This window comes from Caldimonas caldifontis (assembly GCF_002930615.1).
In the GTDB taxonomy this organism is placed as follows: domain Bacteria; phylum Pseudomonadota; class Gammaproteobacteria; order Burkholderiales; family Burkholderiaceae_C; genus Caldimonas; species Caldimonas caldifontis.
Map to the genome: position 1 here is coordinate 177873 of NZ_PSNX01000002.1, position 14576 is coordinate 192448.

14 protein-coding genes are annotated in these 14576 nt (G+C 67.0%); all 14 read right to left on the minus strand.

Annotated elements, in window-relative coordinates; genetic code table 11:
- Positions 1 to 9: 9 nt before the first annotated feature.
- Positions 10 to 510, minus strand: coding sequence for a CvpA family protein (locus tag C1704_RS02480; RefSeq protein ID WP_104300663.1), 501 nt, complete (start codon positions 508 to 510; stop codon positions 10 to 12).
- Positions 511 to 513: 3 nt separating this feature from the next.
- On the minus strand, positions 514 to 1284 hold the full coding sequence (locus tag C1704_RS02485; protein ID WP_104300665.1) for an SPOR domain-containing protein: 771 nt from the start codon (positions 1282 to 1284) through the stop codon (positions 514 to 516).
- A 22-nt stretch (positions 1285 to 1306) separates the two neighbouring features.
- Positions 1307 to 2611, minus strand: a complete 1305-nt coding sequence (gene folC / locus C1704_RS02490; protein WP_104300667.1) for a bifunctional tetrahydrofolate synthase/dihydrofolate synthase — start codon at positions 2609 to 2611, stop codon at positions 1307 to 1309.
- 107 nt (positions 2612 to 2718) lie between these two features.
- Positions 2719 to 3591, minus strand: a complete 873-nt coding sequence (gene accD / locus C1704_RS02495) for an acetyl-CoA carboxylase, carboxyltransferase subunit beta (RefSeq protein WP_104300669.1) — start codon at positions 3589 to 3591, stop codon at positions 2719 to 2721.
- On the minus strand, positions 3588 to 4415 hold the full coding sequence (gene trpA / locus C1704_RS02500) for a tryptophan synthase subunit alpha (RefSeq protein ID WP_104300671.1): 828 nt from the start codon (positions 4413 to 4415) through the stop codon (positions 3588 to 3590). Before trpA ends, accD begins: the two co-directional genes overlap by 4 nt.
- Positions 4412 to 5680 carry a tryptophan synthase subunit beta gene (trpB, locus tag C1704_RS02505; RefSeq protein ID WP_104300672.1) on the minus strand — a complete coding sequence of 423 codons (1269 nt, stop codon included), beginning with the start codon at positions 5678 to 5680 and terminating at the stop codon, positions 4412 to 4414. Before trpB ends, trpA begins: the two co-directional genes overlap by 4 nt.
- 18 nt (positions 5681 to 5698) lie before the next feature.
- The gene (locus C1704_RS02510) at positions 5699 to 6355 is read right to left on the minus strand and encodes a phosphoribosylanthranilate isomerase (protein WP_104300673.1); all 657 of its coding nucleotides are present in this window, start codon (positions 6353 to 6355) and stop codon (positions 5699 to 5701) included.
- Positions 6352 to 7161: a tRNA pseudouridine(38-40) synthase TruA gene (truA, locus tag C1704_RS02515; RefSeq protein ID WP_104300674.1), complete on the minus strand. Its 810-nt coding sequence runs from the start codon at positions 7159 to 7161 to the stop codon at positions 6352 to 6354. The genes C1704_RS02510 and truA overlap by 4 nt, the downstream gene beginning before the upstream one ends.
- Before the next feature lie 89 nt (positions 7162 to 7250).
- Positions 7251 to 9719, minus strand: a complete 2469-nt coding sequence (locus tag C1704_RS02520; RefSeq protein ID WP_104300676.1) for a motility hub landmark protein FimV — start codon at positions 9717 to 9719, stop codon at positions 7251 to 7253.
- A 265-nt stretch (positions 9720 to 9984) separates the two neighbouring features.
- Positions 9985 to 11118: an aspartate-semialdehyde dehydrogenase gene (gene asd, locus C1704_RS02525; protein ID WP_104300678.1), complete on the minus strand. Its 1134-nt coding sequence runs from the start codon at positions 11116 to 11118 to the stop codon at positions 9985 to 9987.
- Positions 11119 to 11181: 63 nt separating this feature from the next.
- Complete coding sequence (gene leuB / locus C1704_RS02530; RefSeq protein ID WP_104300680.1) at positions 11182 to 12261, minus strand: 3-isopropylmalate dehydrogenase; 1080 nt, start codon at positions 12259 to 12261, stop codon at positions 11182 to 11184.
- Between the two features lie 35 nt (positions 12262 to 12296).
- Positions 12297 to 12947, minus strand: coding sequence for a 3-isopropylmalate dehydratase small subunit (gene leuD, locus C1704_RS02535; RefSeq protein WP_104300682.1), 651 nt, complete (start codon positions 12945 to 12947; stop codon positions 12297 to 12299).
- 4 nt (positions 12948 to 12951) lie between these two features.
- Complete coding sequence (locus C1704_RS02540) at positions 12952 to 13083, minus strand: entericidin A/B family lipoprotein (protein ID WP_104300684.1); 132 nt, start codon at positions 13081 to 13083, stop codon at positions 12952 to 12954.
- Between the two features lie 11 nt (positions 13084 to 13094).
- Positions 13095 to 14516, minus strand: a complete 1422-nt coding sequence (gene leuC, locus C1704_RS02545) for a 3-isopropylmalate dehydratase large subunit (protein WP_104300686.1) — start codon at positions 14514 to 14516, stop codon at positions 13095 to 13097.
- Positions 14517 to 14576 lie beyond the last annotated feature (60 nt).

A 14576-nucleotide genomic window follows, 5' to 3' on the forward strand; every position in this document is an offset into this window, starting at 1 on the left:
ACAGAGACTTCAACGGGGGGCGAGCCGGTCGGCCAGCTCGCGAGGCATGAGGGGCTTGAGTCCCTGGAGCATCTGCTGCAGCAGCTCCGCCCCATGCGATTCCCGCCAGGGCTCGCTGCGCGCCAGGGGCGTCCAGGTGACGAGCAGGGCCACGACCAGCGCGATCAGCACGCCACGGACCAGCCCGAAGGCCGCGCCCATCAGCCGGTCCAGCAGGCTCAGCGCACTGGCGTGCACCAGCTTCTTGATCAGCCAGGCGAGCATGCCCCAGACGAAGAGCGTGGCGATGAAGACGATGGCAAAGGTGGCGACATGATTGACCGCCGAGCCGGGCGTGCCGATCGGCACGGCCGCACTCCACAAGGGGGTGATCCATTGCGCTGCAAAGAAGGCCACCACCCAGCCCGCCAGGGCCAGGACCTCGAACACCAGGCCGCGGATGATGCCCAGCACCACCGAAACCAGCAGCAAGGTGATGAGGGCGATGTCAACCCAGCCGAGGAGGCTCATGGCTCACAGCGTGAGGATGGCACCGGGCAGGCCGGCCGCCTTGAGTTTGTCGGCGGCCTGCTGCGCCTGCTCGCGCGAGGTGAAGGGCCCGACCCGCACGCGGATGCGCTGGCCGGCCGATGTCTCGACCACCTGGGTGTAGGTCTTCAGGCCCAGTTTCTCGGCCTTGGCCCGGGCGTCACGGGCGCTGGCCGTTTCACTGAAGGCCCCCACCTGGACGACGAAGCGCCCGGCGGCCTCGGGCTGCGCGGCAGCGGCAGGTCGGCCCTCGAGCAGGGCGCGAGCCCGTGCGGCTTCGGTCTCGGCAGCGCGGGCAGGCGGGGCCGGTGCGGGAGATGGTGAGGGAGTCGGGCGCGCCACCGCTGCGGGAGGGGCAGGCGCCGGCACAGGCGGCGGTGCAGCGCTGGCCGGCACCGGTGCGGCTGTGACCGGCTCCGGCGCATCACGCCCCGCCGGCGCTGCCGGCTCCTCGATCACTGTGCGTCCAGGGGCACGCGCGGTCTGGGTTTCAGGCGGGGCCGGCTGCGCCGCCGGTCGAGGCGGTGCCGTGTCGCGCGCCGGAATCTCGATGGGGAGGTCGGTGGGCAACGGACGCGGTTCGGTCTCGAACAGCAATGGGAAGCCGATCACCGCAGCCACGACCAGCACGACCGAGCCGATGAGGCGATGACGGGCTCGCGCACGTGCCTGCTCGATGCTGTCCTCGCTGCCCGGCCTGGGCGCTGGAGCCTCGCCCGAGGCGGCGTTGCGCTTGAAGATGGAGAGCAGACCCATGCGTCTCGGAAGTTGGCCCTGGTCAGCCCAGGTGCCGGGCTGCCAGGCGGGGCAGGCCGTCCTGCAGCACGCCGCCCACGGTGAAGAAGGAGCCGAAGACAAGGATTCTATCAGTCGGGTCTGCCGCGCCGAGGGCTGCGTGCAGCGCATCGAGCGGGCTCGGATGACAGGAGGCCGAGGCGGCCGCTCCGCCCGGGCGGGCCGGCAAGGCCTCCCATCGCCGTTTCAGGTCGGTGCCCGGCAATGCTCGGCCCGTGGGCAGGTCGGTGAAGTACCAGGCATCGATCAACGGGTGCATGCGCAGCAGGATGGCATTGACGTCCTTGTCGGCCATCGCGCCGAACACGGCATGCGTGCGCGGGAAGAAGCCCATCTGGTCGAGGTTCTCGGCCAGCGTGGCCACCGCGTGCGGATTGTGGGCCACGTCCAGCACCAGCGTGGGTTGGCCCGGAATGATCTGGAACCGCCCGGGCAGTTCCACCATGGCCAGGCCATTCCGCACGGCCTGGGCGTTGAGGGGCAGCCGCTCATGCAGGGTCTCGAAGGCCGCCAGCACGCCGGATGCATTGAGCAACTGGTTGGCCCCGCGCAGTGCCGGGTAGGCCAGGGCGTTGTAGCGGCGGTGGCGGCCCGACCAGTTCCATTGCTGGCGGTCGCCGCTGTAGCGGAAGTCCCGCCCGGACAGATGCAGGTCGGCCCCCAGCGCCTGGGCGTGCTCGAGCACGCTGCGTGGCGGCATGGGGTCGCTCACCACCACCGGCCGCCCGGCGCGCATGATGCCGGCCTTTTCGCGTCCGATGCTCTCCCGGTCGGGGCCCAGGTAGTCCATGTGGTCCAGATCGATGCTGGTGATGACGGCACAGTCGGCATCGATCACGTTGACCGCATCCAGGCGCCCGCCCAGGCCCACTTCCAGCACCACGAGGTCGAGTGCTGCCTGCGACAACAGCCGCAGGATGGCAAGGGTGGTGAACTCGAAATACGTCAGACCCTGCCCTTCGCGGGCGACTTCCACCGCCTCGAAATGCGGCAGCAGGGCCTCGGCCGACACCACCTCGCCTCGGATGCGGCAGCGCTCCTGGAAATGCACGAGGTGGGGCGAGGTGTAGACGCCGGTGCGGTAGCCCGCCTGCAGCGCGATGGCCTCCAGCATGGCGCAGGTCGAGCCCTTGCCGTTGGTGCCGGCCACCGTCACCACCGGACAGTCGAATCGGAGCTTCAGCCGGGTGGCCACCGCCTGCACGCGGTCCAGCGTGAGATCGATGGTGCTCGGATGCAGGCGCTCACAGTGCGCCAGCCAGTCGGCCAATGTCGTGGGGGAACTCATGGAGCGATGGTAAGCGGCCAGACGGTTGCCCGGATGGCCGCAGTGTCAATGACGGTGAATGCAAAGGGCCGGCGCGAAGCCGGCCCCGAAACCGCAGCTTGAACGCGTCAGGCCACGGCGTCGGCCGGCTGGCGCTGCAGCATGGCCAGCAGGCGGGCCACCGTGGGACGCAGCTCGCGCCGATCGACGATCATGTCCAGCGCGCCTTTTTGCATCAGGAACTCGGAGCGCTGGAAGCCTTCGGGAAGCTTCTCGCGCACGGTGTTCTCGATCACCCGCGGGCCGGCGAAGCCGATGAGCGCCTTCGGTTCGGCGATGACCACGTCACCGACGAAGGCGAAACTGGCCGACACACCGCCCATGGTGGGATCGGTCAGCACGCTGATGTAGGGCAGCTTGGCCTTGGCCAGGCGGGTGAGCGCCGCATTCGTCTTGGCCATCTGCATCAGGCTCAGCAGGCCTTCCTGCATGCGCGCGCCCCCGGTGGCGGTGAAGCAGATGAAGGGGGTCTTCTGTTCGACGGCGGTTTCGACGCCCCGCACGAAGCGCTCACCCACCACCGACCCCATGGAGCCGCCCATGAAGTCGAACTCGAAGCAGGCCGCCACCACAGGCATGCTGAGCACGGCGCCCCCCATCACCACCAGCGCATCGGTTTCGCCCGTGGTTTCAAGCGCATCCTTCAGGCGATCGGGGTACTTCTTGCTGTCCTTGAACTTGAGCGCATCGACCGGGATGACTTCCTGGCCGATCTCGTAGCGCCCCTCGGCATCGAGGAACTTGTCCAGCCGCGCCCGTGCATTGATGCGGTGGTGATGGGCGCATTTGGGGCAGACGTAGTGGTTCTGCTCAAGGTCGGTCTTGTACAGGACCGACTCGCACGACGGGCACTTGATCCACAGCCCTTCCGGCACCGAACGGCGCTCGGCCGGGTCGGTCTGCTGGATCTTCGGGGGCAGCAGTTTTTCAAGCCAACTCATCGATGAACTCCTTCCAGGCTGTCGAGGGCGGCACGGATCTGCGCGATGAACTCGCGGCCGGCCTGTGCCACGCGGTCGCGCGGCTGATCTTCCAGCAGTTGCACGAGGCGCGAACCGATCACGACCGCATCGGACACCGCGGCGACGGCCCGGGCGGTCTCGGCATCACGGATGCCGAAACCCACACCGACCGGCACGGACACGTGCTCCCGGATGCGGGGCATCATCTGCGCCACGGCCGAGGTGTCCAGGTGGCCGGCGCCCGTCACACCCTTCAGGGACACATAGTACACGTAGCCGCTGGCCACCCGGCCGACCTGCCGCATGCGCTCGTCGGTGGAGGTCGGCGCCAGCAGGAAGATCGGGTCCAGTCCCTGGGATTGCAGGGTGGCGGCAAAGGCTTCACATTCCTCGGGCGGGTAGTCCACCACCAGCACGCCATCCACGCCGGCCTCGCGTGCGGCCTGCACGAAAGCGCCCGCCCCGTGCCGCTGGTCATAGCGCTCGATGGGATTCGCGTAGCCCATCAGCACCACCGGGGTGGTCGTGTTGCGCGCACGGAAGGCCCTCACCTGGTCGAAGACCTGGGGCAGGCCGATGCCGCGGGCCAGCGCCCGTTCGGCGGCCTTCTGGATCACGGGGCCGTCGGCCATGGGGTCGGAAAAGGGCACACCCAGTTCGATCACGTCGGCCCCGGCCTCGGCCAGGGCCAGCATCAGCTCGGGCGTGACGTCGGCGTAAGGATCGCCAGCGGTGACGTAGGGGATGAGGGCCTTGCGGCCTTGCTCGCGCAGGCGAGCGAAGGTGGCGGCGATGCGGCTCATTTCGGCCCTTTCATCGCCTGGGCGTCGCCGCCCTTCACGCTCTGCCCGCGACAGGACGGACGGCAGTAGAACTCGGCGCCCGACAGGTCGGCCACCGTGCCGATGTCCTTGTCGCCACGGCCCGACAGGTTCACGAGCAGGGTCTGGTCCGGGCGCATCGTGGGCGCCAGCTGCATGGCATAGGCCACCGCGTGGCTGGATTCGAGCGCCGGGATGATGCCCTCGGTGCTGCACAGGCGGTGGAAGGCGTCGAGTGCGTCCTTGTCGGTCACGCCCACGTATTCCGCGCGGCCGATGTCCTTCAGGTAGGCATGCTCCGGGCCCACACCGGGGTAGTCCAGGCCGGCCGAGATGGAATGGGTCTCGATGATCTGGCCATTGTCGTCCTGCAACAGGTAGGTGCGGTTGCCATGCAGCACGCCCGGCGTACCCGCACTCAGTGAAGCCGCATGCTTGCCGGTGTCCAACCCCTCCCCGGCCGCCTCGACGCCGATCAGGCGCACCGACTCGTGCGGGATGTAGGGGTAGAAGATGCCCATGGCGTTGCTGCCACCGCCTACGCAGGCAATCACGGCGTCGGGCTGGCGGCCGGTCATCTCGGGCATCTGCACGAGGCATTCCTCTCCGATCACGCTCTGGAAGTCGCGCACCATGGCGGGATAAGGTGCCGGACCGGCCACCGTGCCGATGATGTAGAAGGTGTTCTCCACATGGGTGACCCAGTCGCGCAGGGCCTCGTTGAGCGCATCCTTGAGGGTGCGAGAGCCGCTTTCCACCGGCACCACGGTCGCGCCCAGCAGGTGCATGCGATAGACATTGGGCGACTGGCGCTTGACGTCCTCGCTGCCCATGTACACGACGCATTCCATGCCGTAGCGGGCACAGATCGTGGCCGTGGCCACGCCGTGCTGGCCGGCGCCCGTCTCGGCGATCACGCGCGGCTTGCCCATGCGGCGTGCCAGCAGGGCCTGGCCGATGGTGTTGTTCACCTTGTGCGCGCCGGTGTGGTTGAGGTCCTCGCGCTTGAGGTAGATCTGGGCACCGCCGAGTTCGCGGCTCAGACGCGCGGCGTGATAGACGGGGCTCGGGCGGCCGACGAAGTGGGCCAGTTCGCTGCGGAATTCGGCCTGGAACTCCGGGTCGTGGCGGTAATGCTCATAGGCCGCCTTGAGTTCATCCAAGGCATGGGTGAGGGTTTCGGCGACGAAGGAGCCGCCGTAGGGGCCGAAATGCCCCCGGGCATCGGGTTGCTGGTAGTTCAACATGACTTCAGGTGAAAGGTGTCAGGCGATGGCGGCCGCGATGCGCGCGTCAGCCTCGCGGACGGCTTCGCAGAACCGGCGCATGGCCACGGCATCCTTGATGCCTTTGGCGGATTCGACGCCGGAACTCACGTCAACGGCCCAGGGCCGGACCTGAAGCACCCCATCGGTCACGTTTGCAGGATTCAACCCACCAGACAAAACGACCGGAGAGGGCACGTCGGAGGGGATGAGTGACCAATCGAAAACCTTTCCACCGCCACCATAACCCTCCACGTGTGCATCCAGCAACACGCCCTGGGCGGTGGCAAACCGCTGAACAAAGTGTAGCAAATCGAACCCCGGTGCCATCCGGGCGGCACGCAGGTAGGGTCGGCCATGGGCTTCGCACGCCTCGGGCGCCTCGTCCCCATGGAACTGAAGCACCAGATGTGGAATGGCCTCACAAGCGCGGCGCACCTCGTCGGCTGTCGCATTGACGAACAGGCCCACGGGTGTCACGAAAGGAGGCAGCCGCCGAGCCAGCGCCACGGCACGCTCCAGGCTCACATGGCGGGGGCTTTTCGGGTACAGGACCAGACCGATCGCGTCAGCCCCCGCCTGCACGGCAGCGTCCACATCCTCCTCGCGGGTCAGGCCGCAGATCTTGATGCGGGTGCGTTGAGGAGGCACGGTCATGAAGGCATCTCCGGATTGTCAGGGCCGGGCAGCCAGTCGTGAGCCGGCGTCCGGTCGGGGAGGTTCAGCGCCGCATCGTAGCGCGGGCCCAGAAAGTAGAGCCCGTCGGGCGCAAACGTCGGCGCTGCCATGCTGCGGTCTCGGCCAGCCAGCACCGCCCCCACCCACTGAGGAGCCCGTGTGCCGGTTCCCACGGCCAGCAGACAGCCCATCAGGTTGCGCACCATGTGATGCAGGAAGGCGTTGGCCTCGAACTCGAAGCGCCAGTAGGCACCATGGCGCGAGATGGAGATCTCGTAGAGGGTCTTGACGGGTGTGCGGGCCTGGCATTCCGACGACCGGAACGCACTGAAATCATGCTCGCCGATCAGGCAGGCCGCCGCGTCGCGCATCGCCTGAGCGTCCAGCGGGCGAAAGACCCAGCCCGCAGCCCCCGCCTCCACGGAAGGTCTCACGGGCGACTGGAGCAGCACGTAGGCATAGCGCCGGGACCGGGCGCTGTTGCGCGCGTGAAAGCCCTCCGGCACCGGCCGGCACCATTGCACCGCAATGTCGGCCGGAAGGAAGGTGTTCGTGCCTCGCACCCAGGAGAAGGGCTCTCGCACGACGTCGGTGTCCAGATGAACCACCTGATTGAGGCCGTGTACGCCCGCATCCGTGCGCCCGGCACACATGACCTGCACCGGACGATCTGCGAACCGCGACAGGGCCGCCTGCAGGTGGTCTTGCACCGTGTGTCCCCCCGGCTGGCTCTGCCAGCCTTGGTAGGCGGTGCCACGGTAACTGACGCCCAGCGCGATTCTCAAACCAGACCTTCCGCTTTCAGGGTCGCTCACAAGCAAGAAGGGCCAGGCACCTCACCAGGCCCTGGCCCCTTCCGGGAGAGCTACCCGTGTCAGACCAACTCGGCCAGCATGCTCTGAGCCTTGGCCTTGAGCGCCCCACTGGACTTGGAAACCACTTCCTGGAGGAGCTCTCGCGCGCCCTCCCGGTCGCCAATCTGGCGGAACTCCTCGGCCAGTTCGAGCTTGCGCTCCATCGGGTCCCCGGTCTCGCCAGCTTCGCCCAGATCCAGGCTGGCGAGATCGTCGGAGGCGGCCCCTTGACCAGGCGCCGTCGATCCCAGATCCAGGGAGATATCACCCAGATCGAAATCCATCGAGCGAGAGCTCGGCCCTTCAGCACGCACAGCCTCGGCCGGCGCCTCGACGGCCGGAAGGTCGGGCAGTTCGAAGGACATGCCCGCATCGGGCTCAGCCGGGGCCGGGCTGGATGCGCTGAAGGCCGGTGCGGCAGCGAGGGGCTTGGTGGCTTCCGTGTCGAATGCACGCGCCGGCGGCTCATCCGGGATGGGCAGGTCCAGGTCCAGGTCAACATCGCCCCGGGCAGGTGGCACATCCGAGAACTTCGAGGGCGTGGGCATCACCGACTGGGGCATGGTGCTGGCCCCCAACGGCTCGTAGCCACCTTGGGGCAACTTCGCCGACTCGGCAGGCGCGCCACCCGGCTGGTACAGCGCATTGTCGGGATCGATCTGGCGACCCAGTTCCTGGGCACGCGCCCAGTCCTCACCTTGCCCCGCCGTCAGGCCATACAACTGTGTGGCCAGGAGTTCGAAGCCCTTGCTGTCACGGCGCTTGGCATACACCTCCAGCAGCTTGGTGCGGATGGCCAGGCGATCCGGATTGGCACGCATGGCCTCTTTCAGGATCTCCTCGGCCTGCAGGTCGCGGCCATAGGCCAGGTACACGTCGGCCTCAGCCACGGGATCGACATCACCGATGGCGTCGAGCTGGCTCAGGGAGTAGCTCAGCGAGGACGGAGCGCCAGAGGCGTCCTTGGTGTCCACACGCTGGCCACCGCTGGCGCCGAAGAAGGAGTCCGGTTGCAACCGGCTTTCGAGGAAGGACGTCTCACCGCTGTCCTTCTTGGTGCGAGAACGCAGGCGGTACACCCCGAGACCCACCAGAAGCGCCACCAGGCCGCCGGCCAGCGGCAGCACCAGCGGGTTGGCCAGCAGGTCGTCGATCAGGCTGGGCTCGGGGGCGACGGGCACCGGTGCCGGACGGGGGGCCGGCGCAGGCGCCGGGGGCGCTTCGGCCACGGCGGGTTCGGACGCCGGAGCCTCGGCTGCACTGGCGGCCGCCTCCGCGGCGGCAACCGGTTCGCTGGCAGCGGACGCCGGGGTGTCAGCCGCGGGAGCCTGGGCCACTGCCTGCGGCTGAGGCGCCGGGGTGGGAACGGGAGAGACCGGCACAGTCACCGCGGGCGCCGGGGACGGCGCTGCGGCCGGCGCGGGGGCCGCAGCCGCAGGCGTTCCTTCCGGGGCGATCCGTTTGAGCTCCTCCACATTGCGAGACAGCTCCGCCACGCGCGAAGCCGCCTCCTGCCGCTGACGCTCCTGGGCGATCCGGTCTTCCGCTGAGGCGCCAGGCGCCGCAGCAACTGCGCCTTTGCTGAGGGTGAGTCGGTCCGGCGCCGCATCGCCAGCGGGGCGGCGGTCTTCCACCGCTGCTTCCACGCGTCCGGAGGCCTGGCGGCTGGGTTCGTCGGCCGCCGTCTGCTGGGCTGCCGAGGCCAAGCGCTGACGGAAGGCATTGAAGTCGGCGCTCTGGGCCTGGATGATCTGGCGCGCTTCCCCGGGGCTCACAGACTGGGCCTGTTCGGCGCCCGGCACACTGAGCACGGCGCCGGCACGCAGCCGGTTCATGTTCTCGCCGATGAAAGCTTGCGGGTTGGCCTGGTACAAGGCCACCAGCATCTGATCCAGAGAGGCTCCCGGGCGCTGCACACGCGCAGCGATGCCATAGAGAGTGTCGCCGCGACGGACCTGGTATTCATCGGTCTGAACGGCGTCGGCCCTCGGGGCCGGAGCCGGCGTCGCGGCGGGTGCCGGGGCGCTCGGTCGCGCCGTGGCAGCGGGACGGCTTTCTTGGGCGGGAGCAGGTGACGGCGCAGGAGCGCTCAGGATGGGCGCCGTGCCCGGTGCGGGTGCGGCGGCACGACGGGTCGGAGGATCCAGCAGCAAGGTGTACTCGCGCACGAGTCGTCCGGATGTCCATGACAACTCAAGGATCACATCGACAAAAGGCTCCTGCACAGCCCGGTCGCTCACGACGCGCAGGTAGGGGCGCCCATCCGGACGACGCTCCAGCGTGACGCGGGTGCCGGTCAAGACCGCGTTGTACTCGACCCCGGCCGCACGATAGGCGTCCGGAGGCGCAACGCGAGCGGTGAGATTGGCTGACTCCTCCGGCGTGAGGCTCGTGACGTCGATCTCGGCCCGCAAGGTTTCACCCAAAGCCGACTGGACCGTCAGCCGGCCCAGCCCCAGAGCAGCGGCTTGGCCGGCAGCCAGGAACATGGCAGCCGCAGCCACCCCGGACAGAGCGAAACGCCCAAGCGAATGTGAATATTGTTTCAAGGCGTCTCCCAATGAATCAAGCCGCCGCCAGCAAAAGCAGGCCTGCAGAACAATCAATCAATGCGATTTTCCGCAGGAAAGACAGAAATCACAATAGCATCAAGTAGATACACTGACAAGCTCATGCAATGGCTGACATTTATGCCAGCTTCGAATGCCGGAAACATTGCACAAACTGTGGGCTTGACGCCACAAATTCCGTCGCTCACTGCCCGATGATGATTCTCAGCATGCGCCGCAACGGCTCAGCAGCCCCCCAGAGCAGCTGATCGCCGATGGTGAAGGCGCCGAGGTACTCCGGCCCCATCGCGAGCTTGCGCACCCGGCCCACCGGGATGGTGAGCGTGCCCGTGACCGCCACCGGCGTGAGGTCGCGCATCGTGTCCTCGCGGGTGTTCGGCACGAGTTTCACCCAGTCGTTGTCGGCGGCGATCATCGCCTCGATGTCGGCCAGCGGCACATCCTTCTTCAGCTTGAAGGTCAGGGCCTGGCTGTGGCACCGCATGGCGCCGATGCGTACGCAGAAGCCATCCACCGGAATGGCCGGGGTTCCAAAGGCTTCCCCGATCCCCAGGATCTTGTTGGTCTCCGCCCCACCCTTCCATTCCTCGCGGCTCACGCCATTGCCCAGGTCCTTGTCGATCCAGGGAATGAGCGAGCCGCCCAGGGGCACGCCGAAGTTGGCCACTTCCTCGGCCGACAGGCTGCGCTGCTTGCCGATGATGCGCCGGTCGATCTCCAGGATGGCGCTCTTGGGGTCGTCCAGCAGCGAGCGCACCTCGGCGTTGAGCGTGCCGAACTGCGTCAGCAGCTCGCGCATGTGCTGAGCCCCGCCCCCGGAGGCGGCCTGGTAGGTCATCGAGCTCATCCACTCGACCAATCCCGCCTTGTAGAGCGCACCCACGCCCATCAGCATGCAGCTCACCGTGCAGTTGCCGCCGATCCAGTTGCGGCCCCCCTTGGCGAGCGCGTTCTTGATCACCGGCATGTTGACCGGGTCGAGGATGATGACCGCATCATCCTTCATGCGCAGCGTCGAGGCGGCGTCGATCCAGTGACCTTTCCAGCCTGCCGCACGCAGCTTCGGGAACACCTCGGAGGTGTAGTCGCCACCCTGGGCGGTGATGATGATGTCGCAGCGCTGGAGCGCCCCCAGGTCGAAGGCGTCCTTCAGCGTCTTTTCATTCTTTGCCATTGAAGGAGCAGCGCCGCCCGCATTGCTGGTGCTGAAGAACATCGGCTCGATGAGGTCGAAGTCGCCTTCGGCCTGCATGCGATCCATGAGTACCGAGCCGACCATGCCGCGCCAGCCCACCAAACCTACCAGAGTCGTTGCCATCGTTGTCTATCGCCAGAAGAGTTGCTGTTCGGGTGAGGAGCCCACCGGGCTCCGGGCAGGATGTCAGCCCTGGGCTTTCAGGCGGGCGACCACGGCGTCGCCCATCTCCTTCGTGCCCACACGGGTGGTGCCTTCGCTGTGGATGTCGGCCGTGCGCAGGCCCTGCGCCAGCACATCCTTCACGGCCCGCTCGATGCGGTCGGCCGCCTCGGCCTGATCCAGGCTGAAGCGCAGCATCATCGCCGCGCTCAGGATGGTGGCCAGCGGATTGGCCACGCCCTGCCCGGCGATGTCAGGCGCCGAACCGTGGCTGGGTTCATACAGGCCCTGCTTGCGGTCATTGAGAGACGCCGACGGCAGCATGCCGATGGAGCCCGTGAGCATCGCCGCCTCGTCGGACAGGATGTCGCCGAACATGTTGCCGGTGACGATCACGTCGAAGTTCTTCGGGGCCTTCACCAGCTGCATCGCGGCGTTGTCGACATACATGTGGTCGAGCTCGACATCCGGGTACTGGGCATGGACCTCGGTGACCACGTCCTTCCAGAACTGGAAGGTCTCCAGCACATTGGCCTTGTCGACGCTGGTGACCTTCTTGCCACGCTTGCGGGCCGCCTGGAAGGCGACATGGGCGATGCGCTCGATCTCGGGGCGGCTGTAGCGCATCGTGTCGAAGGCCTCGGGTGCGCCCTGGAAGGCACCGTCGGGAGACGCGCGACGACCGCGCGGCTGGCCGAAGTAGATGTCTCCGGTGAGCTCACGGATGATGAGGATGTCCAGGCCCGCCACCAGCTCGGGCTTGAGGCTGGAGGCGTGGGTGAGCTGCTCATAGCAGATCGCCGGACGGAAGTTGGCAAAGAGCTGCAGGTGCTTGCGCAGGCCGAGGATGGCCTGCTCGGGACGCAGTGCGCGCTCGAGCTTGTCGTACTTCCAGTCGCCCACGGCACCAAAGAGCACGGCATCGGCCTGTTGGGCCAGCTTGAGGGTGGATTCCGGCAGAGGGTGGCCCTGTGCTTCATAGGCGGCACCGCCGACCAGGGCCTCCTCCATCTCGAAACCCAGGTCGAGCGCGCGAAGCACCTTGACGGCCTCGGCCACGATCTCGGTGCCGATGCCGTCACCCGGCAGGACTGCGATCTTCATTGTCTTCCTTGTGTCTTGGAATCCGGGGGCCAGTTTCAGCCGACCAGTCGATGGTTGAGCCAGGGCTTGCGTGCCAGGCGTTCGGCCTCGAAGGCCTTGATCTTGTCGGCATGGCGCAGGGTCAGGCCGATGTCGTCGAAGCCGTTGAGCAGGCAGTACTTGCGGAACGGCTGCACCTCGAAGGACAGTTCGCTGCCATCGGGCTTGACCACCACCTGACGCGGCAGATCGATGGTGAGCTCGTAGCCGACAAAGGCGTTCACCTCATCGAACAGCCGGGCCACCTCATGCTCAGGCAGCACGATGGGCAGCAGGCCGTTCTTGAAGCAGTTGTTGAAGAAGATGTCAGCAAAGCTGGGCGCGATGAGGGCGCGAAACCCGTACTGCTCGATCGCCCAGGGCGCATGCTCCCGGCTGGAGCCGCAGCCGAAGTTCTTGCGGGCCAGCAGCACCGACGCGCCCTGGTAGCGCGGCTGGTTGAGCACGAAGTCCGGGTTGGGCTTGCGCGAAGCCGGGTCCTGACCGGGCTGCCCCACGTCGAGGTAGCGCCATTCGTCGAACAGGTTGGGGCCGAAGCCCGTGCGCTTGATCGACTTCAGGAACTGCTTGGGGATGATGGCGTCGGTGTCGACGTTCTCCCGGTCCATCGGCGCGACCAGGCCCTTGTGTACGGTAAACGGGTTCATGGCGTCACTTCTTGCGGCTGGCCGCTTCTTCCATCGTTTCCCCGACCTTCTGGACATCCTTGCCCAGTCCCTGGATGGTGTTGCAGCCTGTCAGGCCGAAGCTCGCCAACATCAGAACGATCCACAGGTGTTTCATCGCCACTCTCCTCATGCAATCCGACGCACGTCGACGAAATGACCTTCGATGGCCGCTGCTGCCGCCATCGCCGGGCTGACCAGATGGGTGCGACCACCCGCCCCCTGACGCCCCTCGAAGTTGCGATTCGAGGTGGATGCGCAACGCTCGCCCGGTTCGAGTCGATCGGCGTTCATCGCCAGGCACATCGAGCAGCCAGGCTCGCGCCATTCGAAACCGGCCGCCTTGAAGACCTGGTCCAGGCCCTCGCGCTCGGCCTGCTCCTTCACGAGGCCCGAGCCAGGCACCACCATCGCCAGCTTGACATTCGCGGCCACCTTGCCACCGAGACGGCGCACCACCGCGGCAGCCTCACGCAGGTCTTCGATGCGCGAATTCGTGCAAGATCCGATGAAGACCTTGTCGATGCGCACATCCGCCAGCGCCTTGTTGGGCTCAAGCCCCATGTACTTCAGGGCCCGCTCCATGGCCCCGCGCTTGATGGGATCCTTCTCTTTGTCGGGATCCGGTACACGATCTTCGATGGACAGCACCATTTCGGGCGAGGTGCCCCACGTCACCTGAGGACGGATCTGGCTGGCGTCCAGCTCGACCACTGCATCCCAATGCGCATCGGGATCGGAGTACAGGGTGCGCCAGTAAGCCACCGCCTGGTCCCATTCAACGCCGGAGGGTGAGAACGGACGGCCCTTGACGTACTGGATGGTGGTGTCATCCACGGCCACCAGGCCGGCGCGGGCTCCGGCCTCGATGGCCATGTTGCACACCGTCATGCGACCTTCCATGCTCAGCGCACGGATGGCGCTGCCGGCAAACTCGATGGTGTAGCCGGTGCCGCCGGCCGTGCCGATCTTTCCGATGATGGCCAGCACGATATCCTTGGCACTGCACCCGCGTGGCAAAGTGCCCTCGACCTTGACCAGCATGTTCTTGGCCTTCTTGGCGAGCAGCGTCTGCGTGGCCATCACGTGTTCGACCTCGCTCGTGCCGATGCCGTGCGCCAGGGCTCCGAATGCCCCATGGGTGGATGTGTGGCTGTCACCGCACACCACGGTCATGCCGGGCAGCGTGGCGCCATTTTCCGGACCGATCACGTGCACGATGCCCTGGCGTTTGGACAGGAATGGGAAGTAGGCGGCCGCACCCGACTCCTTGATATTGGCGTCCAGCGTGGTGATCTGTTCCTTGCTGATCGGATCGGCGATGCCGTCGTAGCCTCGCTCCCACCCTGTCGTGGGTGTGTTGTGATCGGCGGTGGCCACGATGGAACTGACGCGCCAGACCTTGCGCCCCGCCTGGCGCAAGCCTTCGAAGGCCTGGGGGCTGGTCACTTCGTGGACCAGGTGGCGATCGATGTAGAGGATGGCGGTGCCATCGTCTTCGGTATGGACGACGTGCTCGTCCCAGATCTTGTCGTACAGCGTGCGGCCCATGGCTGTCTCGTCGGGTGGGGAACCTGTGATTTTAAGCGTTTCGAAACAAAGAACCCGGCT

Coding starts and splice junctions, on each gene's coding strand:
- C1704_RS02480 (WP_104300663.1), bottom strand. CDS start 510: ATGAGCCTCCTCGGCTGGGTTGACATCGCCCTCATCACCTTGCTGCTG.
- C1704_RS02485 (WP_104300665.1), bottom strand. CDS start 1,284: ATGGGTCTGCTCTCCATCTTCAAGCGCAACGCCGCCTCGGGCGAGGCT.
- folC (WP_104300667.1), bottom strand. CDS start 2,611: ATGAGTTCCCCCACGACATTGGCCGACTGGCTGGCGCACTGTGAGCGC.
- accD (WP_104300669.1), bottom strand. CDS start 3,591: ATGAGTTGGCTTGAAAAACTGCTGCCCCCGAAGATCCAGCAGACCGAC.
- trpA (WP_104300671.1), bottom strand. CDS start 4,415: ATGAGCCGCATCGCCGCCACCTTCGCTCGCCTGCGCGAGCAAGGCCGC.
- trpB (WP_104300672.1), bottom strand. CDS start 5,680: ATGTTGAACTACCAGCAACCCGATGCCCGGGGGCATTTCGGCCCCTAC.
- C1704_RS02510 (WP_104300673.1), bottom strand. CDS start 6,355: ATGACCGTGCCTCCTCAACGCACCCGCATCAAGATCTGCGGCCTGACC.
- C1704_RS02520 (WP_104300676.1), bottom strand. CDS start 9,719: ATGTTCCTGGCTGCCGGCCAAGCCGCTGCTCTGGGGCTGGGCCGGCTG.
- asd (WP_104300678.1), bottom strand. CDS start 11,118: ATGGCAACGACTCTGGTAGGTTTGGTGGGCTGGCGCGGCATGGTCGGC.
- leuB (WP_104300680.1), bottom strand. CDS start 12,261: ATGAAGATCGCAGTCCTGCCGGGTGACGGCATCGGCACCGAGATCGTG.
- leuD (WP_104300682.1), bottom strand. CDS start 12,947: ATGAACCCGTTTACCGTACACAAGGGCCTGGTCGCGCCGATGGACCGG.
- C1704_RS02540 (WP_104300684.1), bottom strand. CDS start 13,083: ATGAAACACCTGTGGATCGTTCTGATGTTGGCGAGCTTCGGCCTGACA.
- leuC (WP_104300686.1), bottom strand. CDS start 14,516: ATGGGCCGCACGCTGTACGACAAGATCTGGGACGAGCACGTCGTCCAT.